Genomic DNA, 19,899 nt, shown 5'->3' with positions numbered 1-19,899 from the left:
TTTACTTCTGCAACCGCTTGATACGTTCGCCCGGGCTGATCACATCGGTGAGACGGATGCCGAACTTTTCATTCACCATGACCACCTCGCCATGGGCGATCAGGGTACCGTTTACCAGCACGTCCAGCGGCTCGCCCGCAAGCCTGTCCAGTTCGATAACCGAGCCCTGGTTCAGTTGCAGCAGGTTCCGTATCGGGATCTGGGTGTTGCCCACTTCCATGGAAATGGTGACCGGTATGTCGAGAATGACGTCGATATCCGGAGCAGGACCACCACCCGTGGAGGGTTCGCTTCCGGTCTCGAATTCCTCCATGGGCGCAGCCTGAACATCGTCTTCGGCCTCACCGGTCTCGCCGGCCTCTGCCATCGCAGCGGCCCACTCGTCCTCGCGTTCGCCCTCATCACCGGACTCTTCCATGGCGGCTTCCCACTCGGCAGCCAGCTTTTCGTCTTCGCTGAGTTCCTGCTCGTCTTTCTTGTCGTCGTCAGCCATTGCGTCCCACCTTCAATTGTTTCTTTACCTTGGGCACGGATGCCCGTTCATGAATTCTCAGTGCCAGTTTTCCGTCCCGGGTCCCCAGCGTTGCCTTGTAGATCGGGATACCATTGGCCGTAACTGTCAGGTGCTCGGGAATCTCCACCGGGATAATGTCGCCGGCTTTCATCTTCGCGATGTCCCGCAACGATATCCGACGGCGACAGACCGTTGTGTTGATCGGTACGTTCACCTCTTTGATGTCTTCCTGAAGCGCGTTGACCCAGCGCTCGTCGACATCGTCGATGTCGCTCTGTACCCCGGCGTCGAGCACATCGCGGATGGGTTCGATCATGGAATACGGCAAGGCAAAGTGCAGTTCACCGCCGCCACCGTCGAGCTCAATGTGGAAGGTGCTGACCACAACCACTTCACTGGGACTGACGATGTTGGCCATGGCCGGGTTCACTTCCGAGCTCAGGTACTCGAAATCCACCTTGAGTACCGCATGCCAGGCTTCCTTCATATCGTGGAATACCTGATCCAGCACCATCTGGACGATCCGGGTCTCGGTGGGGGTAAATTCGCGGCCCTCGATCTTGGCATGACGGCCCTCACCGCCAAAGAAATTGTCCACCAGCTTGAACACCAGCTTGGCATCCAGGACGAACAGGGAGGTGCCACGAAGCGGGCGAACCTTACACAGGTTGAGACTGGTGGGCACGTAGAGGGTGTGAATATACTCGCCGAACTTCATGATCTGGACGCCGCCGGTGGAGACATCGGCGTTGCGACGCATCAGGTTGAACAGGCTGATACGGGTGTAACGGGCAAAGCGCTCGTTGATCATCTCCAGGGTCGGCATCCGGCCCCGGACAATACGGTCCTGACTGGCGAGGTCATAGGACTTTATACCGGTGTCATCGGTCTCTTCGTAGGTATCAATGTCACCGTCGTCCACCCCGTGGAGGAGCGCATCGATTTCGTCCTGTGACAACAAGTCCTGCATACTTAGTCCTGCCCCTGAAGTACCGTGGCCCGTGCGCTATTGCACGACAAAATTTCTGAATAACACCCGCTTGATGGCGGGCTCGCCTTCCTGCTCCAGCACCTGATTCACCGTGGTCAGCATCCGCTCGGCCAGGCCACTCCGGCCCTCGGGCGTTTGCAGCTCGTTGAAGTTACTGCTACCGAGCACTGTCACCAGCTGGCTTCGAATCAGAGGCATGTGCAGCTTGGCAGCTTCAAGCGCCTGTGGATCGGTGGACTCCAGCGCCAGATAAGCCTGGGCGTAGCGTTGGCGGCCCTCAGCCTGAACCGTGGTAACAATGGCTTTTTCGATCAGGTAGTAGCTGCTGGGAATAAAGGTTTCCTCTGCAACCTCGGTTGCGTCACCCTCTTCCTCACCCATGCCCGGAAGACCGCCGCCCAGGAACCACAGGGTACCCACCACAGACAGCACAATGGCCAGGATCACCACCACAACCAGCATGATGATCAGCTTCAGTTTTCCCTTCTTGGCAGGAGCCGCTTCAGATTCGTTATTTTCAGCCATAATGTTCGCTTTGCCAGAAATCCGTCACGGGGAGCAATTTTCCGCGACTTTTCAGGATTGGATGCAAAGGGCGGGCCAGAACACCCAACCTTCCCGTTCAGAACAGCAGTTTAGCGTTGCCGGGAAGGATGGGCAAAGGAGATTGGAAGAGAATATCGAAGGGTATCAGGCGAAGATGTCTACTTCGCCTTTCCAGCTGAGATCAAGGCTGCCGGAGCTGATGCCTTCATCGTCCTGATCGCCAGCGACCAACGATGCCGAACCGCCACCGGAGCCATCATCGTTTCCGGTGCCCTGCTCGCCGGTCTGCTGGCGAGGCGAATCGGAAACATCGAAGCCTGCCAACGACAGTCCCTGCTCACCCAGCATATCCCTGAGCCGGTGGGAATGCAGTTCAAGCTGGTCACGGACCACGGGATTGGCCGAATGGACCGTAATACTCGCCTGCTCGTTCTGCACCCGGACCTTGACCTCCATGGGACCCATGTCCGGTGGTGTCAGGTGGATTTCGGCAACCGACATGTTACGGGCAGTCAGCCAGCTGAGCTTGCCCACCAGTTTGTCGCCCCACTCTGCATGGCCTACCGGCACATCAATGGACGTAGCATAACCTCGCAATGGCGCAGCGTTCTCGGCCGTCAGTTTTGCTGCCCCATTGGCATTATTCGCCGCTTGCTGGGACACCAGATCCATGGCGGACTGGAAGCGGCCAGAATTGATCAACGAGCCGGAATCCGCATTGCGGCCGGAGTCAGTGAGCACTGAGGCCTTCATGACATCTGTCAGTGTCGCATCGCCGGAAACACCGCCGGATCCGGACTGAGCTTTCTGACCCGAGGCCCCTGTGAGAAGGCCACTGAACAATCCGGCAACGGAATTCGTCTGGCCCGAACCCCCGGTGGCAGCGTTGACGCCGACTCCCGGCATTGTGGCTGACATGGCGGACTCACCGGCACCTCCGGCTTTTGGATTCAGCCAGGACTGCAACTCGACAAAGGTAAGGGGAAGCGCCGTCGGCTCTGATTTGCCATCACCTGCTACAGCGGCCCAGTCCGCGTCCTGTGATTCAGCATCCGTGGCAGCGTTGGCTTTTTCGCCACCCTTTGGATCAGCGTTCGCGTTTGCTTCCGTTTTCGTCTCTGAAGGTGTGTCCCGGGCCGCCCGGGATTCATCGGCAGATCTGGCCTCAGCGGCCCGATCCGCCTTCTGGCGATCGAGCCGCTTTTGCTCAGCCTGGGAGACAGAGTCGAAATCGCTTTTCCTGTCAGCCGGATCTCGGCTGGCTCCGGATTTTGACGGGCCGGGATCTTGTTGCGTCCCGGGCGCGGGGGTTTGGGGAAGAACCATCTGGGCCATGGCAACCTCTTGCCGCTTTTATCGCATTGTCGCCCTCACCTTGCCGGACTTGGCCGGTGCATGGGCGGTTAATCCACTCAATGCGAAGGACAAAGCAATTGTGATGCCAGCGCACACCTGCTTCGCCTGACAAACGGCCTGAATAGACCTGATTCACCCCACCATCAAGCCATCCAGGCCTGCGATTACCTGTTCGAATTCCCGGGCGATGTCATCCAGTAATCCCGAGGCATCGTCCAGCCGGGATTCCTTTCCTGCGATTTCCGCCCTCAGGCAGAGATCGCCAAGTCGTGGGGCGCCAATATTGATACAACTGCCCTTGAAGCTATGGGCCGTCTTGGCAAAGGCGTCACTATCGTCAGCCCTCAGGGCTTCTTGCAATCCCCGAATCCTGTCGCGGGAATCTGCAACATAGGTCTGTATCAGCACTTCGAATTCGTCCTCCATGACATCTCGAAGCTCAGCCAGTGCCTCCTCGTCCAGGTGTGGTTTATCAGTCATCTCGATTCTCCGCTGTACGGGCGAACTGCCAATCGTAGACAATTTCAACATGATTGCCCTGTTCATGAAACCTGATGGTCTCCGCCAGACGTTTCAACAGCAGCAGGCCCCGCCCTGCATAGCGCCCGCTCATGGTTGGGGAATTACCGGTGGCCACGCTGGGATGATTGTGAAAATCAAACCCCTGGCCGCTGTCCTCACAGATAACACGAAGCCGACCTCCATCCGGTTTCAGGGAATGGTGCAGTGTGAACCGGATGTAGTGACCCTCCACGTTGGCCAGGCGCCGATTGCGCTCCGCGTAGTAGCGGCCAAAGCCCTCCGGTGAGTGTTTCCATTCTGACGGGAGTTCCAGAACACCGTGCTCCAGCGCGTTGTTGTAGAGTTCCGCCAGCAGGGTATAGATTTCGCCGCTCTTCCGTCGAAGACCCGGCACCTCCATGCAGATATGAAGCAACAGAGGCAGAGGACTGAACTCGCCGAGAGTCCTTTCCCGGATTTCATAGCTGCAGCGCCATTCCGCCGGCCCGGCAAGAGCAGACGGTGCGGCACGATCTGGCAGGGTAGCCAGCCCAGCCTCGTCCATCATTTCCAGACAGCAGAGCGTCAGGTCATCGCCATCCTCAAAGTTTCCGGTGAACCGGTGAACCGCGGACATCATGGCATCAAACGGATGGTCGCCACCGTCCAGCTGGTCAAGCGTGCCGGTAACGCCCTGCTCACCGAATACGTTGCCGGCGCTGTCGGCAGATTCCAGAAAGCCATCGGTCATCATCAGCACCCTGTCACCAGGGGCGGCACCAACCCTCTCGAAATCGGCATTGAACTGATCCGGCGCAAGGATACCCAGGGGAAGATGCCGCGATGGCAATGCCTGGAGTTCTCCGGAGGTCCGGATCAGCCAGCCATCGGGCAGACCGCCGTTCCAGACTTGCAGCTGATTAAGTTTGAAATCCGCCTCGATCATGGCGCCACAGCAGAACATGCCCGTGGGCAGAATCCGTTTGAGTTTCTGGTTGATCTCGCGTAATACGTCCTGGCCGTTAAAACCCTTATTGGCCATGCCGTAGAAGATCTCGGCTACAGGCATGGCGCCGATGGCAGCCGGCAGACCATGGCCGGTGAAATCCCCCATGAAGATCAGCATCCCGCCCGCCGGCCGCGGCGAGGCAAACAACACATCACCATTGAAAATGGACTGGGGCGAGGCGTGATAACGAATATTGGAGGCATCCAGGCAGCCGGAATGAGCCACGTTATCGAAGACCCGCTTGGCGATTTCCTGCTCGTCGGTAAGTTGTCGGTTGCGCTCACGAATGAGATCCCGCTGATCCGAGAGGGTCCGGTGCATCAATCGCATTCGGTTGAAGGCCTTGATCTTGGCTTCAATGATGATCCGGTTATAGGGCTTTCCCAGGAAGTCATCGCCACCGGCCTCCAGGCATCGGGCCAGGGCACCGGCTTCAGAGAGGGAGGTCAGGAAAATCAGGGGGACCAGCCGTTCACCTGCCAGGAGCTTGATCTGACGGGCCGCTTCCATGCCATCCATGACCGGCATCAGGGCATCCAGCAGCACCAGATCCGGCGCCTCCCGCTGGAAAACAGAGACCGCGTCCAGCCCGTTTGCCACATCAAGGACTTCGTGCCCCAGTCGCTTCAGCAGTGTTTTGAGGATCAGGCGATCGCTGTCTGAATCGTCAGCGATCAGTATTCTCAGGGGACGGCTATGTTCTGCAACGGAATCATCCATGAGTACTCCGGCAGTCCGCGAGCATCAGCGGATATTGAAAAGTTGCTCGAAATTGGAGATTGAAAGGATACGACGGACATCGTTATTGCAGTTTTCGATGACGATTCCTGCGCTGTCACCTCCGGCATAATCACGGAGTAACAACAGCATTCCCAGCGCCGAGCTATCCAGGTAGGTGGTGTCAGACAGATCCACAATGTAATTCCGGATGTTCGGATCACCGTGCTCGTAGGCATCACGGAACGCCTGATGGGTGCTGAAGTCGAAACGCCCCTCTATCCTGATAACAAGAGTCTGACCGTCATCATCGCGGCGCGTCTGGATCGGCATTCCAAAACCTCCCGGGCTATCAAGAGCAGCATTTGACCGGCGTGTTCTACCAGCCCTACATCCGGTAAGGATAGCTGAGTGGTCTGATTTTGCATCTGTATTTGCTTGATGCGGAGCAAGATTCAGCGTCGACGTTGGTTAAAAGCCCGCCCCGCGGCCTCATCCGAAAGCTTCTGTTCCCGGAGATCCTGCTCTCTCTGCTCCTGCTGGCGGCAGGTTTCTATGTATTTTTCCATGCCACGCCGGCGCTCCCAGGCGTGCTGCCATTCCTTTTTGCGCGCCTCGAAGACCTTTTCCGCCTGCTCCAGCTGCGTCTGTTGCTGCCGGATTACCTGATCCAGTTGCGCAATAAAGGCCTGCCACGCCTGGAGCCTGGACACCTGCACAATCCCCTGTTGGCTGTTGCGAATCTGATCCCGGTACTCCTGCTGGTAGCGATTCAGGTTCTGGACCTGTTCGCGCTGCTGCTCCGCCAGCTTCCTGGCCTCTCCCATTCGCTCCAGGGCTTCCTGCTCCTTGCGCTCCTCCAGGGAAAGAACCACTTCCAGACGCCGGGAACGCAGCATCAGGCATCACCTCCGCCGCCAGCTGCCGGATTCGGCACGGCCGACTTACGCCGATCGGGGGATCGACGCTCTGGCACCACCGCCAGCAACTGGTCAACACTTTCCTTCAGTGGTGCACTCTCATTCAGGCCCTGCTGCAGGAACTGGCGCATATTACCGATGTGAGTGATGGCAAAATCGGTCTCGGGATCGGAACCCTTCACGTAAGCGCCGACAGAGATCAGATCCCGGGCCTGCTGGTACCGAGAGTACACCTGCTTGAATCGCTGGGCCCTGGAAAAATGTTCGGTCTCGGTTACCTGCGGCATTACCCGGCTGATCGACGCTTCCACATCAATGGCGGGGTAGTGTCCCTCTTCGGCAAGCCGGCGGGAGAGTACGATGTGGCCATCCAGAATCGCCCGGGCAGCGTCTGCAATCGGATCCTGCTGGTCATCGCCTTCGGTAAGTACGGTGTAGAAGGCCGTGATAGAACCACCTCCGGGGCGACCATTGCCGGTTCGCTCCACCAACTGGGGCAGTTTGGCAAATACCGAGGGCGGGTAGCCTTTGGTCGCCGGCGGCTCACCCACGGCCAGCGCAATTTCCCGCTGGGCCTGGGCGTAACGGGTAAGAGAATCCATCAACAGGAGCACGCGTTTGCCCTGATCCCGGTAATACTCGGCAATCCGGGTGGTCAGCATGGCGGCGCGCAACCGCATCAGTGGCGAATCGTCCGCGGGCGCGGCCACCACCACCGAGCGGGAAAGGCCCTCTTCGCCCAAGATGTCTTCGATAAACTCCTTTACCTCGCGGCCCCGCTCACCAATCAGGCCCACCACGGTGATGTCGGCATCGGTAAAGCGGGTCATCATGCCCAGCAACATACTCTTGCCCACGCCACTGCCGGCAAACAGACCCAGGCGCTGCCCCTGGCCGACGGTCATCAACGCATTGATCGCCCGAATACCCACATCCATCGACTGCCGCACCGGGGCGCGGTTCAGCGGGTTGATAATATCCCCGGTGAGCGCCACGCGGGCTTCGGCCTGCAAGGGGCCTTTTCCGTCCAGGGGCTCGCCACTGCCATCGACCACCCGGCCAAGCAGCTGGGGGCCGACCGGCACCCGGCTTGCGGCAGACAGAGGCACAACCCTGGCACCGGGCTTGAGCCCCTCGATTGCTGTCAGGGGCATCAGATACACCCGGTCGTCCTCAAAGCCCACCACTTCCGCCTCAACATTACCGGTGTTCTGGCCAAAGATGACACAGCGGTCACCGACCACCATGGGGCAGCCGACACATTCGAGGGTAAGGCCCACCATGCGGGTCAGTCGGCCGGAAAGTTCAGGCTCGGGCTCGTTTCCCAGAAACCCCTGAAAGCGGTTGAGGCGATCAGCGAGGCTCGAGGTCATCACCGTCACCTGTATTTTGCGCCGGCTTCGGATCGTCTGAGGAATCCCCGGTCTCCGGGGAATCCAGCACGTCCCGATGGAAACCGGTCAAGTCTCCCATCATGGAGTCCAGTTCCTCGGTTTCTCCGCCCTCACTGTCGCTCATCTGCTGGTCCAGCATGCTCTGCACGGCCCGCTGGAAACGTTTCTCAACCGTGAAATCCACCAGGCTGTGACGGGTTTCCACCTTACAGCCACCGGGCAGGATACTGGCGTCTTCAATGACGGAAGCGGACGCTTCGAGGCGGGCGGTCACCTCGCGAACCATTTCACAGTCTTCCGGGTTTATATGGATGCGGATGTTTTCCGCGGTGGAGGGTAGCGCCTCCATGGCGCGGCGAACCACGTGACGGATCTGGGAGGAGTCGATGGTCAGTTCACGATAGACTACCGCCCGGGCCAGAACCGTGGTCAGGTTGACCAGAGAGGTTTCAAGTTCGTCCTCGTGGCGCTTGATCGGCAGCAGCAACTCACCGAGTAGATGTTCGAGACGGTCAAGCTTGGTGTCGATTTCCTTGCGGGTATCGTCGTAGCCCTGACTTTTGCCTTGCTCCCTGCCCTCTGCCAGGCCGGTTTCCAGCCCATCCTGGTGGCCTTCCTCTTTGCCGGCTTTCAGGCCATCCTGGTAACCCTGTTCCCGGCCCTCGTTATAGCCGTCTTCCCGCGCCGTCTCGCGAATCTCGTCAATGTCGGCGGCGGTCAGGGGTTTGACCTCGCGCTCCTCTTCCCGCGCTACTTCATTGCCACGGGCATCCAGCAGGGGCAGCTCCCACCGTTCATAGGCGGTCAGCTGTTCCTTGGGAATGCGATTGACGTCACGGGTGGAATCTTTCATCACATCATTTCTTCGCCGGCACCGCCGAGGGAGATTTCACCGGCCTCGGCCATACGGCGTGCAATGGTGATAATGTCTTTCTGGGCGGATTCAACTTCGCTGACCTTGACCGGCCCCTTGGCCTCAAGATCATCCTGCAGCAATTCCGCAGCGCGTTTGGACATGTTCTTGAAGATCTTGTTCTGAACCTCTTCGTCGGCGCCCTTGAGGGCCACCACCAGCACTTCCGAGGACACTTCCCGCAACAGCGCCTGGATTCCGCGGTCGTCCACTTCCTTGAGGTTATCGAACACGAACATCAGGTCTTCGATGGTGCTGGCCAGGTCCGGATCCATATCCTTTATGGAATCCATCAGATTGCCTTCGATGCTCCGATCCATGAAGTTCATGATGTCCGCTGCCCGCTTGACCCCGCCAATGCGGCTGGTCTGGGAGGCGGCGCCACCCGAGAACTGCTTCTCCAGGATATCGTTGAGTTCCTGCAAGGCCTGGGGCTGGATACTCTCCAGTGACGCAACACGCATCATCACATCAAGGCGGACCTTCTCATCCAGGGTGCCAAGAATTTCAGCGGCCTGATCCGGATCCAGGTAGGAAATAACAATGGCCTGGATTTGCGGGTGTTCATAGCGAATGATGTCGCCAACGGCCCGGGGCTCCATCCACTTGAGGGTATCGAGGCCGGTGGTATTGCCGCCAATCAGGATGCGATCGATCAGGCTGGATGCCTTGTCGTCGCCGAGCGCCTGGGTGAGCATCGTCCGGATGTACTCGTCATTGCCTACGCCAAGCCCGGTCTGCCCGCCGACGGCATCAACAAACTGGTTCATCACGTAGGTCACTTCGTCCTTGCTGACATCCTTCATCTGGGCCATGGCCACGCCCACACGCTGGACCTCTTTGGGGCCCATGTGCTTGAGGATTTCTGCGGCATCCGCTTCGCCCAGTGACATGAGCAGAATCGCAGCCTGTTCCACACGCGGAATTTTCCGCTGCGGCTTTGACGGCTCACCGCCACCCTGTTGATTGGCTTGCTCAGTCATCGACGTTCACCCACTGGCGCATTACCTGTGCGACCCGCGCCGGGTCTTCGGCAATCAGCCCTTTCAATGCGTTCAGCTGCCTATCATAACCGTCTGTGGCACCCGGCAAAAGCAGATCATCCTGGGCGGACATGGCCTTGCGGAGCTCATCTCCGCCCTCGATGTCATCAAGGCCCCCGTAACCACCGCCACTGCCGGAGCCGGAATCCAGGCCGCGTTCCCGCTGGCCACCGCCGGACAGGCTTTTAAGCGTTGGGCGCAGCAGCCCCAGCACGAGCACCAGAATCACCAGGCCTGCGAGCACTTGCTTCATCAGATCCCAGAACCAGGGCTGTTCCCAGAACGCCGGAGCCTCGAATTCAACGGATTCTTCCTGCGCAAATGCGGTATTCATCACCGTAACACTGTCACCCCGGGCAGCTGAATAGCCCACGGCGTCCCGAACCAGCATGCTGAGCCGCTGCAGCTCCTGCTCCGGCCAGGGCTCGTAGCTGACTTCGCCCGTTTGTGGATCCACTACTTTCATGTCGTCCACCGCCAGAGCCACGGTCACCCGCTTGACTCTGCCCAGCTCCTGACGTCGGTAGCTGACAGTACGATCCATTTCATAATTCCGCGTGGATTCACTTCGCACGTTGACCGGTGCTGGCGCCGCCTGCTCACCATCACCGCCGGCAGCCTGCTCTGGCACCGTAGCATTAGCCGGCGGCTGGTTTGCCAGCGCACCGGGAATGCCGCCCTGTGCGCCGGCAGTGCGCCGTTCGGTCAGCTCACGCTCACTGCGCACCGCCTGCTGTTCGGGGTTGAACAATTCCTCTGCCTGCTCCACCGAGGAGAAATCGAGATCCGCCGACACTTCGGCACGATAGCGGCCATCACCCACGATGGGTCCGATGAGAGAGGCAACCCGACGTGTCAGACGCTCCTCGACTTTGGCGGTGTATTCGTATTGGTCCGCCATCTGATCCGCACTGCTCTGACTTTGCTTGCCCGTCAACAGATTGCCGTTTTGATCGACAACGGTTACGTGTTCCTTGCTCATCATGGGAACACTGCCGGCAACCAGATTCACAATAGCGTTGATCTGTTCCTGTTCTGGCCGGCGACCAGCGAAAACTTCAAGAAACACCGAGGCAGAGGGATCACGGGCATCGCGAACAAAGACAGAGCGCTCCGGGATAGCCAGGTGCACACGGGCATTCCGAACGCCACGCATGCTGGCAACGGTGCGGGCAAGCTCACCCTCAAGCCCGCGCCGGTATGAGATGGTTTCCATAAACTGGGATGTGCCGAGACCACGTTCCTGGTCCAGCAGCTCGTAGCCCATGGTTTGACGATCGGTGACACCTTCGGCCGCCAGCTTCAAACGGGCGTTGTAGACCTGATCCGAGGGAACCAGCAATGCGCCGGTGCGCGGATCCATCTTGTAGTCGATACCGTTGCTTTCGAGGATGGTGGTCACATCTTGGGGATTGTAGGATGAAAGATCACCCACCACCGGCTGATAGTTCGGCTCCTGAGCCCAGAGCACGACCGCCAGCCCCAACGCCACGCTGGCGGCAAGCCCCACCATAAGCCCGATCTGGCGCAGCAGGTTGAGCCGGTTGAACCCCATGAACAGGTCGCTACGGCTCTCTGGCGTGTCTCCCTCCCGGGCTGCGGGCATGTTGGAGGCATTGGTTTCTGCAGGTACGCTGGCCATGACTCTGCTCCGTTATCAGATCGGCATGTTCATAATGTCTTCGTAGGCCCGAACCACCCGGTTACGTACCTGGGTCAGCGCTTCGAAGGAGACAGAGGATTTCTGGGCGGCAATCATCACGCGGGTGATGTCTACGTTCGGATCGCCCATGTCGTAGGCGGTTCGCAGATCCCCAGCCGTTTTCTGGAGGTCGTTCACGTTGTTCACCGCGTTGCTAAGCATGTCATTGAAGCTGGGCGTCTCCTGGGTTTCCTGAACCTGGCGAGGGCCGTCTATGCGACCACGAACCGATTGATCCTGCTCGACCCGCTGGTTCTGCATCATCTGTGAACGCAGGGACCGGATATCGGACAAAACACTGTTGATGTCGGCACGCTGAACCATAACTCTCTCCTGGCTCCGCCCTCCCAGGGACGGAATTGCTCTTGGGATGATCTTAGCTCCGGTAAAGCAATTGGCAGGCCAAGTAGATTTTAGATATAAATATCAGAAGGTTACGAACCCAAGGACGGAGTCGTGAAAGTTCCATGACGGACTTTTGACGAGGGGCAGGATGACCCCACCGGCATGGGGAATCGAAGATAAAAAAACGGCACCCCGAGGGGTGCCAATGAAGGAGTTCGTCTTGCAGGGGGTCAGACCAAGGCCATCTCGGCGTCCAGATCGATTCCGGCGTCGCGCATCTGGGCCAGCTTGTACCTGAGCGTCCGGGGGCTGATCCCCAATTGCTCTGCGGCCCTGTTGCGACGCCCACGCTCTTTCCGGAGTGTCTGAATAATGATACGGAATTCCTGCTGCCTCAGATCATCGCCCAGGGAAACCGCCCCTTCCGGTTCGCCGTCCTGTTCATCGCAGGACTGCTCGAGGGACGAAACACTCCGGTCCGAGAAGCCAGGCTCGCCCGCCGTGCTCGAAGTAGTGTCAGCATGGGAAACCGGCTCCATGCTCCGAAGGTCCGGTCGCCCGGTAATGCCCAACTCCAGGCACAGATCCCCCGAATGAATCACATTGCCCTGATGTAGCACCAGAGCTCGCTGGATGGCATTATCCAGCTCGCGGACATTCCCCGGCCATTGGTGATGCATGAGCGCGCTCCTGGCATCCTGGGCGAAGGTAATCCCGGTCAGCTTCATTTTGCGGCAATGCTTTTTAAGCAGCGAAGTAGCCAGTGGCATGATATCCAGCGGCCGCTCCCGGAGCGGCTGCCAGTGCATCGGGAACACTGTCAGACGGTAATAAAGGTCTTCCCGGAACTTGCCTTCGCGAACGTAATCCGCCAGATCCCGGTTGGTGGTCGCTACAACACGGACATCCAGGCTGATGGTTTTGCGACCACCAACCCGCTCCACTTCCCGCTCCTGCAATACCCGCAAGAGCTTGGATTGAAGCCCCAGATCCATCTCCGAAATCTCGTCCAGCAGAATGGTGCCGCCGTTGGCCTGCTCGAATTTGCCGGGCGAGGAGGCGACGGCACCGGTAAAGGCACCTTTCTCGTGACCGAACAGGATAGCCTCCAGCATGTTTTCCGGTATTGCAGCACAGTTGATCGCCACGAATGGCTGCCCTGACCGCGGGGACTGCTCGTGAATAAACCGGGCAAGGACTTCCTTGCCAGTTCCGCTTTCCCCCGAGATCATGACGGTGGAATCGCTGCCGGCCACTTTGGTCGCCAGCTGGAACATCCGCTTGCTGATCGGGTCTTCTGCCACCGGCTCATCACTGGCTTTCTCACGCCCGCCGCCAACAACCTTGCTGACGGCATCCACCAGGAAACGCGGTTCGAATGGCTTCACCAGATAATCGATAGCGCCGGCCTGCATGGCGGATACCGCATCGCTGATCTGGCCATAGGCCGTGATCAGCATCATTGGCAGGCCCGGGTACAGCCGCTGCACCTCTGCCAGAAGCTGGTGCCCTGACAGACCCGGCATGTTGACATCACTGACCACCATATCCACCGGAGCCTCGGCCAGTCGCTCAAGGGCCTCGCTGGCATTGCATGCTTCCCGCACCCGGAATTTTGCCAGTTCGAGGGTGGTTACCAGCGCTTCACGCAGGTCATGGTCGTCCTCAACAATCAGAATCTGGGCCTTGGCCATGGTTGCCTCCGATCAGTGTCTGTTACGTAATTGCGGCAAACGCAGGGTGGCTACAGCACCGCCCTGCTCCGGCGATTCAATGGAAAACCGTCCCTGATGCGCCTTGATAACGGCCTGAACCACTGCAAGGCCGAGACCCGTGCCATGGGACTTGGTTGTATAAAAAGCTTCGGTCAGCCGGGCAGCGTCCGAGAGCTCAAAACCTGGGCCGTTGTCCACAACCCGGATGACCAGTTCCCCGGTTTCCTCGGTTACCCGAACCGCCACATGGCGAGCGCCGGCCTCCAGGCTGTTATTCACCAGATTGGTACAGGCGCCAACTAGGGCATCCCGATTACACATCAGCCGGCAGTCGCTGGAGATTTTGTTCTCAAGCTTCACTGTCGCGCCCGGAGCCGGCTTCAGCCCCTCGACTGCCGATGCCAGTGCCGAGACCAGTTTGTCGGCAGATAACTCCTCGGCCAGCCGGGTTTCGCCCCGGGCGAAAATGAGCATATCCCGCACCTGCTGTTCCAGGTGGGTCAGGCGCGACATCAGGCGGGAAGCACAGCGCTGGCGCATTTCTTCGTCCAGGTCCTCCTGGCTCAGATGACCACCGTAAAGAATGGCCGCGGACAGCGGAGTACGGATCTGGTGAGCGAGAGACGCAACCATCTTGCCCATGGCAGACAGACGCTGGGCGTGAGCCAGCTGCGCCTGAAGGTGCCGGGTTTCGGTGAGGTCTGTCAGCAGAATCAACTGGCCGGGCTGGTTTTCCATGGTCCGGATCTCGATGCTGACCCTGCGACCATCCTTCAGAGACACTTCGTGACCATCGTCCCGCCGGGGCGCAAAACAGCGATGGATGACATCAACCCAGCGGGCACCGTCGAGGGGCTCCCCCAGAAGCGCAATGGCTGCCGGGTTGGTCTGCGTTACCACGCCCTGGCTATCCAGAACGACAACGCCGGCAGGCAGTGCGTTCAGCAAGGTGGACAGACGATCTGCCAGCTGCTCTTTTTCTTCAAGCTCCTGCTGACGCTGGAGCGATTCCTGGTTCAGCTCGCCGGAAAGCTGGTTGACCCGGGATTCGAGGGTCCGGTAGGAGTCAGTGATCTGCCGCGACATCCGGTTGAACAATTCCAGGGCGGTATCCACCGCCTCATCGTCCTGTTCCGGAAACAGGGCGGTAACCTTGTCATTGACGTCCGCCGCAGCGTTGGTCTTTGTGCCGCCCGCGCCGGACTGAAGAACAAATTGTGCCTGACTCATAACCTGACTCCCCGATCGGCCCGTCGGTTCGGACCTCATAGTTCGGATACTTCGTTTGCAGGTTTGTAAGCCAGCAACGTGCCAACTTGATTTTTTCTATATATTTCAAAGGCAAGGAGATTCTTGAAAGAGTAGAATGACAATTTTACGTCGGTCAGAAACGGAAACGGCGCCTCAGGTTACGAACCTTTGACGCCGTTCAGGGAGCTCTAAATTCCGGGCGATCCTGCTCAGGACTCCTCAGATTCCTCTTCCCGCAGCCCGTACTTTCGAACCTTCTCTACCAGAGTAGTGCGTCGGATCCGCAGCTTCTCGGCAGCCCTGGCCACAACGCCGCCGGCCTCGTCGAGCGCCTGCTGGATCAGCTGTTTCTCGAGGTTGGAGAGGTAATCCTTCAGGTCGATACCGTTCACCGGCAGCAATGCCGGGGCATCCAGGCCCACCAGGCCAGGAATACCGGAAGGCATACCCGTGTCCTCCACCGGGCGATTCTCATCATAGTCGTCAACGTAGCGGAACTTCTTGGGCAGCTCCTGCACGCCGATTACACCATAGGGATGCATGATCGACAGGCGTTCAACAAGATTCGCCAGTTCGCGCACATTGCCCGGCCAGTCGTGCCTGCACAGACTCATGATGGCCGCGGAATTCATCCGCAGCGATCCACGCTTCTCTTTTTCCATCCGCGAAATGAGTTCATTAATCAGAAGGGGAATGTCTTCCACCCGGTCACGCAGGGCCGGCATCTCGATGGGGAACACATTCAGGCGATAATAAAGGTCTTCCCTGAAATCCCCGGATTCAATCATGTCTTCCAGGTGCTTATGGGTGGCCGCGATTACCCGCACATCTGCAGACTGGGTGCGATTGCTTCCCACCCGCTCGAACGTTCGCTCCTGCAGAACCCGGAGAATCTTGACCTGCATGTTGAGCGGCATGTCTCCGATCTCATCGAGAAACAGAGTGCCCCCCTCGGCCATCTCGAAGCGCCCTACCCGGGCCGTGATGGCTCCGGTAAAGGCCCCTTTTTCATGGCCGAACAGCTCGCTTTCCAGCAGCTCCGCCGGAATGGCGCCACAGTTGACCGGAACAAATGGTTTATCACGACGGGAAGAATGGTAATGCAGGTTGCGGGCGACCACCTCCTTGCCGGTACCGGACTCACCGGTAATGAGAACGCTGACGTCCTTATCCGCCACCTGCTCCATCAGCTGGCGTACCTGCTGGACTTTTCGGCTGGTTCCCACAAGGCTCCGGAAGAGCTGCAAACCGCGCTGCTGGCCACGCTCCCGGGAGCGGGTGAACTGATCCCGATAGATCTGGGCCCGGTAGAGCGAATCGACGAACTTGGTGTAATTGAGCGGCCATTCCATGCGAGCAATGATGCGACCGCTGGTCTCGTCGGACAGCCCCTTGAGCTCAGGGTGACCAACAACCAGAAACGGTACGCCCTGAACGGCATCACACACAGCGGTGATCGCCTCGGTGGCTCCTGCATCCTCGCCATTCACCACCGCGACCGCGATATCTGAAAGGCTTTCCTCATCACCACTGCTCAAAAGTGCCCTGGCTTCATCGCCGGCAAGGACCTGCTCCTCGCCAATGAACTCAAGAATGGTGACTATGTCCCGCAATCTTGAATCATCCTCGCTCAGCACCAGCACTTTGTTATTTTTAGACATTCAACCGAATCTCTTGGGGGATTTGTGCGGTATTTAAGACTGTAAGAACCCCAGAGTCAATTTTATGACGCTATTTTGGTCGGTTTGAAGAAACGTTCTGGTAGGCCTTCGCCGCACTCCGGTTCCTGTTTACACCCTTCAGGCCATCCTCCGCCTCCTTGCGGGCCATTCGGGCCGATTCATCGGCGGCGTCAATAAACTGCTGTAGTTCCTGCAAGCGGAGCCTCACCGGCTCCGCATCAACCTCTCCCGCTTCCAGGGCAGCCATCAGCGGCTCGACTGCCGGCTTCACCTGCTCGTTCAGCCCCGCCATCGCGTCCCAGTCCTTTTCGGCCAAGGCGCGACCGAGATCCGCCATCAGTCGATCCAGGTGGTCCAGGTGGGCTTGCGGGTCTGCCATGTCAGTCTCCTTGGAAATCAGCGGCGAGCGGCACGACGGGCGGCGGAGGCAGTAAATTCGTTGCCACGGAACCCCGGGGCGAAATCGTACGCCGGGAATCCATTATCCAGCCCATCAACGTAATAACGCTCCGCCTTCAGGTCGTAAGTCATTTCCATGGTAGTCCAGAATACCGGCTCACTGTAATAGCTGATGTTGTGAGCTTCCGACACACGCCACAGATTCCCCTCTGCATCGTATTCCTCGGACGCGAGGATCTGCCAGCTGTCTTCATCCACGTAAAACACGCGGCGATCATAAATGTGGCTGATACCGGTACGGCGTTTCGCTTCGACTACCCAAACCCGATGAAGTTCGTAGCGGGTAAGCTGCTGATTGATATGGCCCGGACGAATCACGTCGTCGGCTTCGATTTCTGGCCCGTGAAGCTTGTAGGCATTGTAGGGCACGAACAACTCGCGCTTGCCTTTCAGCTCCCAGTCGTATTGGTTAGGCGCACCGTTGTACATGTCTTTCTGGTCGACGGACCGCAGCGAGGATGAATTCGGCAGGTCGGTTTCGTAGGCCAGGTTGGGCGACCGGCGAAGACGACGGGAACCGGAATCGTACCGCCACGCAAGACGCGGCGACCGCACCTGGTCAAGCGTTTCATGCACCAGCGTGATGGTGCCGGCCAGTGACGACGGTGAGACAGTGTCCGTCTTCAGGTAAAAAATCTTGTTATCGATTTCCGCCAGCTCCGCACCCCTCTGGCTGTATGCGAAGAAGTAGTCGTAATCATTGACCACCGGGTTGTAGGAGCCATCCCTCTGGGGCGTTGCAGAGGCACTACGCAGGGAAATTTCTTCGCCCCGATAGCGCAGGATATGGTTCCAGATAACCTCCAGACCATTTTTTGGAATCGGGAAGGGACTGGTCATGATGGTGTCACGAACGCCGTTACCATTGTCCAGCAACTGCGCTGTCAGCGCGTTCTCACGAAATTTGTCGTAGACGTGCTCGGGAAACGCGGCAGTCCGTCGGGTCTGGTAAACCGGCATGAAGAAGTCGGGCCCATACTTCTCCAGCATGGCAATGTGACCGTCTGAAAGCTTGTCCCTGTATAGCTCCAGGTTGTTGGAGGTAATAACGAAAAGAGCTTCATCTTCGGGAAACGGGTTAATTTCCACTTGCCCCTCACGCCAGCCGTCCGGCGGCGTGGCCAAACCTCCGGTCCATTCGGGTATGCTGCCTGAGCGGTTGCCCGCCTTTTCGGCTCCGACCGGGGTCAGTTCACCACCCAGCCGCTCGGCCTCGGCGGCCGTGACCTTGGACAGGGCCTGTCCGGAAAACCCGAGAAAAACCAGTGCGACACCTGCAACCAGTTGGCTTCGCATCCCTTACACCTCCAGAAATTCATGCTGTTGGGTAGCCGCCACGAGCAGAACTCGCACAGCCGGGCGCCTTTTTGCCAAATTCAAACGGTCGTTTCAAGTGAATGTTTGTGTTTTATTGTGAAACCTCACCGCACAGAGAATGGAAGAAATTTGATAGCGAAAATGATATAGTGACGAATTAATTTTCGGGGTTATACCCGCGCTGGGGGATTGAAGGTATTCCATGGCCTCGCAATGGCACTCACTGGTTTCTCAAAAGCTCTTTCTCGCCCGCACGCTGCTTCAGCCACTCGACCGGCCCACAGACGAGGCTCAGGAACAACGTCCCAACGAGGCGGAACAGGCGCTGCGCCGGGAGGCCGCTATTCAGGGGGCGATCGAGCTGCTTCTGCGGTCTCGAAAACTGTTGCTGGTCATGGTTGCGAGGCTATACCAGAGAAAATCAGAGGAGCCTTCAACCCTTGATGAGCTGGTCGCTCTTATCGGGCCAGAACCGAGTGAAGTTGGCCGCCTGAAGGAGCTGGAACAGCGATCCGGGAGTTGGTGGAACCATCTGGAGCAACTCGAGCGCGCCCAAAGCAGACCCCCGGCGACCAAAAAAACCGTGAGCGAGGAAAACATCATTGCGGTATCGGCCGATTCCGGCCCGGATCGATCGTCGGCTGCTTTGATGAAAACGCTGACCGCCGTCAAACATTTTGCCGACGATCTGGAAGAGCAGCACAGCGAGTGGTAAGCCACTCCCAGCTCCGGTTATTCAAATCGTATTAACTTGAAGGTTTATTGAATGTCACCATCGTTTTTTGAAATCGTGCAATTGACCAATGGCGATTACGCCCTGCGCCGCATTGATGATGACAGTGCGCCACTGGTAAAAATCTCTTTTTCGGAAGAAGCCCGGGAAATGATGGAAGATCGGGATATGTCGGTTGCCAAAGCAATGATTGCAGCTGGCATTGAGGCTGTAGGCAATGTTGCCCACGATATCGACTGGGAAGATGACGAACTGGACGCCTCAGACGCCCAGCCCTCCTACACTCTGCATTGATCGGTTAACGCTGCCTGAGAACGACGCCGTGGCTATTGCCCTCGGCCGAGGCTCTTTGCAGGGATTCGAAGGCAGTTCGCCCCAGTTTACGGGTCCACATGACCACCGCGTGACAGGTGCCGGCACTGAGGGCTCGCTCTGCCAGGTCCTGGGCAGGATAGTCCGGTGTTGAACGCAGCACCAGCAATTCGCCGGCGACAATCCCGTGCATTTTTTGCCACTTGCTGACCAGCGCCTGGGGCGGGTCGATCCAGGCCAGCCAGCGCTTCTCCTGATTCAGCTGGGTTAGCATTGGCAACAGCAGCTGGAAATTTTCTACCTGGCCTTCCGGCAGAATGATCTCAGTCACATTGCCACAGACTTTGGGTTCGGTGGTTTCCGGAGCGCGTCGGGCGCGAATGACGGAACGTCGCTCGCGGGCGGCGGTTGCCGACACTGAACAGGACAGAGCATTGGGGTTGTAGGCCAGATTCTGATTAAAGCTCATTTGTTCCATA

At 58.4% G+C, this 19,899-nt stretch carries 21 protein-coding genes; 2 read left to right on the top strand and 19 right to left on the bottom strand.

The annotated features are described in order from the left end of the window. Position 1: 1 nt before the first annotated feature. The 18 genes from fliN to MDHKLMBL_RS01905 form a co-directional block, all read right to left on the bottom strand. The gene (gene fliN / locus MDHKLMBL_RS01990; RefSeq protein ID WP_104270013.1) at positions 2-493 is read right to left on the bottom strand and encodes a flagellar motor switch protein FliN; all 492 of its coding nucleotides are present in this window, start codon (positions 491-493) and stop codon (positions 2-4) included. After that, on the bottom strand, positions 486-1,484 hold the full coding sequence (fliM, locus tag MDHKLMBL_RS01985; protein WP_062782258.1) for a flagellar motor switch protein FliM: 999 nt from the start codon (positions 1,482-1,484) through the stop codon (positions 486-488). Before fliM ends, fliN begins: the two co-directional genes overlap by 8 nt. Positions 1,485-1,520: 36 nt before the next feature. After that, entirely contained in the window at positions 1,521-2,030 is a 510-nt protein-coding gene (locus MDHKLMBL_RS01980) for a flagellar basal body-associated FliL family protein (protein WP_062782255.1), read from the bottom strand. 165 nt (positions 2,031-2,195) lie between these two features. Then, positions 2,196-3,386: a flagellar hook-length control protein FliK gene (locus MDHKLMBL_RS01975; RefSeq protein WP_104270012.1), complete on the bottom strand. Its 1,191-nt coding sequence runs from the start codon at positions 3,384-3,386 to the stop codon at positions 2,196-2,198. Positions 3,387-3,539: 153 nt separating this feature from the next. Then, positions 3,540-3,887: an Hpt domain-containing protein gene (locus MDHKLMBL_RS01970; protein ID WP_008173068.1), complete on the bottom strand. Its 348-nt coding sequence runs from the start codon at positions 3,885-3,887 to the stop codon at positions 3,540-3,542. Further along, entirely contained in the window at positions 3,880-5,637 is a 1,758-nt protein-coding gene (locus tag MDHKLMBL_RS01965) for a PP2C family protein-serine/threonine phosphatase (RefSeq protein ID WP_104270011.1), read from the bottom strand. The genes MDHKLMBL_RS01970 and MDHKLMBL_RS01965 overlap by 8 nt, the downstream gene beginning before the upstream one ends. Positions 5,638-5,661: 24 nt before the next feature. Beyond that, positions 5,662-5,967, bottom strand: coding sequence for an STAS domain-containing protein (locus MDHKLMBL_RS01960; protein WP_014577632.1), 306 nt, complete (start codon positions 5,965-5,967; stop codon positions 5,662-5,664). Between the two features lie 122 nt (positions 5,968-6,089). Next, a complete protein-coding gene (gene fliJ / locus MDHKLMBL_RS01955; RefSeq protein WP_008173065.1) occupies positions 6,090-6,533 on the bottom strand; it encodes a flagellar export protein FliJ in 444 nt (147 codons plus the stop codon). Then, positions 6,533-7,927 carry a flagellar protein export ATPase FliI gene (gene fliI, locus MDHKLMBL_RS01950; RefSeq protein ID WP_014577634.1) on the bottom strand — a complete coding sequence of 465 codons (1,395 nt, stop codon included), beginning with the start codon at positions 7,925-7,927 and terminating at the stop codon, positions 6,533-6,535. The genes fliJ and fliI overlap by 1 nt, the downstream gene beginning before the upstream one ends. Further along, the gene (locus tag MDHKLMBL_RS01945) at positions 7,908-8,801 is read right to left on the bottom strand and encodes a flagellar assembly protein FliH (RefSeq protein WP_104270010.1); all 894 of its coding nucleotides are present in this window, start codon (positions 8,799-8,801) and stop codon (positions 7,908-7,910) included. Before MDHKLMBL_RS01945 ends, fliI begins: the two co-directional genes overlap by 20 nt. Further along, positions 8,801-9,844, bottom strand: coding sequence for a flagellar motor switch protein FliG (gene fliG, locus MDHKLMBL_RS01940; protein WP_008173060.1), 1,044 nt, complete (start codon positions 9,842-9,844; stop codon positions 8,801-8,803). The genes MDHKLMBL_RS01945 and fliG overlap by 1 nt, the downstream gene beginning before the upstream one ends. Next, entirely contained in the window at positions 9,837-11,546 is a 1,710-nt protein-coding gene (gene fliF / locus MDHKLMBL_RS01935) for a flagellar basal-body MS-ring/collar protein FliF (protein ID WP_104270009.1), read from the bottom strand. The genes fliG and fliF overlap by 8 nt, the downstream gene beginning before the upstream one ends. Before the next feature lie 15 nt (positions 11,547-11,561). Beyond that, positions 11,562-11,930, bottom strand: a complete 369-nt coding sequence (fliE, locus tag MDHKLMBL_RS01930) for a flagellar hook-basal body complex protein FliE (protein ID WP_008173058.1) — start codon at positions 11,928-11,930, stop codon at positions 11,562-11,564. A gap of 251 nt (positions 11,931-12,181) precedes the next feature. After that, positions 12,182-13,645, bottom strand: a complete 1,464-nt coding sequence (locus tag MDHKLMBL_RS01925; protein ID WP_104270008.1) for a sigma-54-dependent transcriptional regulator — start codon at positions 13,643-13,645, stop codon at positions 12,182-12,184. A gap of 12 nt (positions 13,646-13,657) precedes the next feature. Continuing rightward, positions 13,658-14,896 (bottom strand): sensor histidine kinase, encoded by a 1,239-nt coding sequence (locus MDHKLMBL_RS01920; protein ID WP_092033265.1) that lies wholly within the window; start codon positions 14,894-14,896, stop codon positions 13,658-13,660. Between the two features lie 230 nt (positions 14,897-15,126). Next, positions 15,127-16,578 carry a sigma-54 dependent transcriptional regulator gene (locus MDHKLMBL_RS01915; RefSeq protein ID WP_104270007.1) on the bottom strand — a complete coding sequence of 484 codons (1,452 nt, stop codon included), beginning with the start codon at positions 16,576-16,578 and terminating at the stop codon, positions 15,127-15,129. A 70-nt stretch (positions 16,579-16,648) separates the two neighbouring features. Continuing rightward, positions 16,649-16,978: an SOS cell division inhibitor gene (locus tag MDHKLMBL_RS01910; protein ID WP_092033270.1), complete on the bottom strand. Its 330-nt coding sequence runs from the start codon at positions 16,976-16,978 to the stop codon at positions 16,649-16,651. Between the two features lie 17 nt (positions 16,979-16,995). Continuing rightward, a complete protein-coding gene (locus MDHKLMBL_RS01905) occupies positions 16,996-18,354 on the bottom strand; it encodes a DUF1329 domain-containing protein (protein WP_008177457.1) in 1,359 nt (452 codons plus the stop codon). 223 nt (positions 18,355-18,577) lie between these two features. On the opposite strand from MDHKLMBL_RS01905, the gene MDHKLMBL_RS01900 reads away from it, so the two are divergent. Further along, positions 18,578-19,090: a DUF6586 family protein gene (locus MDHKLMBL_RS01900; protein ID WP_008177455.1), complete on the top strand. Its 513-nt coding sequence runs from the start codon at positions 18,578-18,580 to the stop codon at positions 19,088-19,090. Between the two features lie 51 nt (positions 19,091-19,141). Continuing rightward, on the top strand, positions 19,142-19,402 hold the full coding sequence (locus tag MDHKLMBL_RS01895) for a hypothetical protein (RefSeq protein WP_008177453.1): 261 nt from the start codon (positions 19,142-19,144) through the stop codon (positions 19,400-19,402). Between the two features lie 4 nt (positions 19,403-19,406). On the opposite strand, the gene MDHKLMBL_RS01890 is transcribed toward MDHKLMBL_RS01895, so the two are convergent. Further along, positions 19,407-19,898: a cell division inhibitor SulA gene (locus MDHKLMBL_RS01890; RefSeq protein ID WP_008177450.1), complete on the bottom strand. Its 492-nt coding sequence runs from the start codon at positions 19,896-19,898 to the stop codon at positions 19,407-19,409. Between the last annotated feature and the right edge of the window lies 1 nt (position 19,899).

This window comes from Marinobacter flavimaris, from assembly GCF_002933295.1.
GTDB classification, from domain to species: Bacteria; Pseudomonadota; Gammaproteobacteria; order Pseudomonadales; family Oleiphilaceae; genus Marinobacter; species Marinobacter flavimaris.
The sequence above is the reverse complement of the archived record's forward strand: the minus strand, read 5'-3'. Positions and strand labels throughout refer to the sequence as shown.

Coding starts and splice junctions, on each gene's coding strand:
- fliI (WP_014577634.1), bottom strand. CDS start 7,927: ATGACCTCGAGCCTCGCTGATCGCCTCAACCGCTTTCAGGGGTTTCTG.
- MDHKLMBL_RS01895 (WP_008177453.1), top strand. CDS start 19,142: ATGTCACCATCGTTTTTTGAAATCGTGCAATTGACCAATGGCGATTAC.
- fliJ (WP_008173065.1), bottom strand. CDS start 6,533: ATGCTGCGTTCCCGGCGTCTGGAAGTGGTTCTTTCCCTGGAGGAGCGC.
- fliF (WP_104270009.1), bottom strand. CDS start 11,546: ATGGCCAGCGTACCTGCAGAAACCAATGCCTCCAACATGCCCGCAGCC.
- fliN (WP_104270013.1), bottom strand. CDS start 493: ATGGCTGACGACGACAAGAAAGACGAGCAGGAACTCAGCGAAGACGAA.
- MDHKLMBL_RS01915 (WP_104270007.1), bottom strand. CDS start 16,578: ATGTCTAAAAATAACAAAGTGCTGGTGCTGAGCGAGGATGATTCAAGA.
- fliM (WP_062782258.1), bottom strand. CDS start 1,484: ATGCAGGACTTGTTGTCACAGGACGAAATCGATGCGCTCCTCCACGGG.
- MDHKLMBL_RS01965 (WP_104270011.1), bottom strand. CDS start 5,637: ATGGATGATTCCGTTGCAGAACATAGCCGTCCCCTGAGAATACTGATC.
- MDHKLMBL_RS01910 (WP_092033270.1), bottom strand. CDS start 16,978: ATGGCAGACCCGCAAGCCCACCTGGACCACCTGGATCGACTGATGGCG.
- MDHKLMBL_RS01970 (WP_008173068.1), bottom strand. CDS start 3,887: ATGACTGATAAACCACACCTGGACGAGGAGGCACTGGCTGAGCTTCGA.
- MDHKLMBL_RS01975 (WP_104270012.1), bottom strand. CDS start 3,386: ATGGCCCAGATGGTTCTTCCCCAAACCCCCGCGCCCGGGACGCAACAA.
- fliG (WP_008173060.1), bottom strand. CDS start 9,844: ATGACTGAGCAAGCCAATCAACAGGGTGGCGGTGAGCCGTCAAAGCCG.
- MDHKLMBL_RS01905 (WP_008177457.1), bottom strand. CDS start 18,354: ATGCGAAGCCAACTGGTTGCAGGTGTCGCACTGGTTTTTCTCGGGTTT.
- MDHKLMBL_RS01900 (WP_008177455.1), top strand. CDS start 18,578: ATGGCCTCGCAATGGCACTCACTGGTTTCTCAAAAGCTCTTTCTCGCC.
- fliE (WP_008173058.1), bottom strand. CDS start 11,930: ATGGTTCAGCGTGCCGACATCAACAGTGTTTTGTCCGATATCCGGTCC.
- MDHKLMBL_RS01925 (WP_104270008.1), bottom strand. CDS start 13,645: ATGGCCAAGGCCCAGATTCTGATTGTTGAGGACGACCATGACCTGCGT.
- MDHKLMBL_RS01920 (WP_092033265.1), bottom strand. CDS start 14,896: ATGAGTCAGGCACAATTTGTTCTTCAGTCCGGCGCGGGCGGCACAAAG.
- MDHKLMBL_RS01945 (WP_104270010.1), bottom strand. CDS start 8,801: ATGAAAGATTCCACCCGTGACGTCAATCGCATTCCCAAGGAACAGCTG.
- MDHKLMBL_RS01960 (WP_014577632.1), bottom strand. CDS start 5,967: ATGCCGATCCAGACGCGCCGCGATGATGACGGTCAGACTCTTGTTATC.
- MDHKLMBL_RS01890 (WP_008177450.1), bottom strand. CDS start 19,898: ATGGAACAAATGAGCTTTAATCAGAATCTGGCCTACAACCCCAATGCT.
- MDHKLMBL_RS01980 (WP_062782255.1), bottom strand. CDS start 2,030: ATGGCTGAAAATAACGAATCTGAAGCGGCTCCTGCCAAGAAGGGAAAA.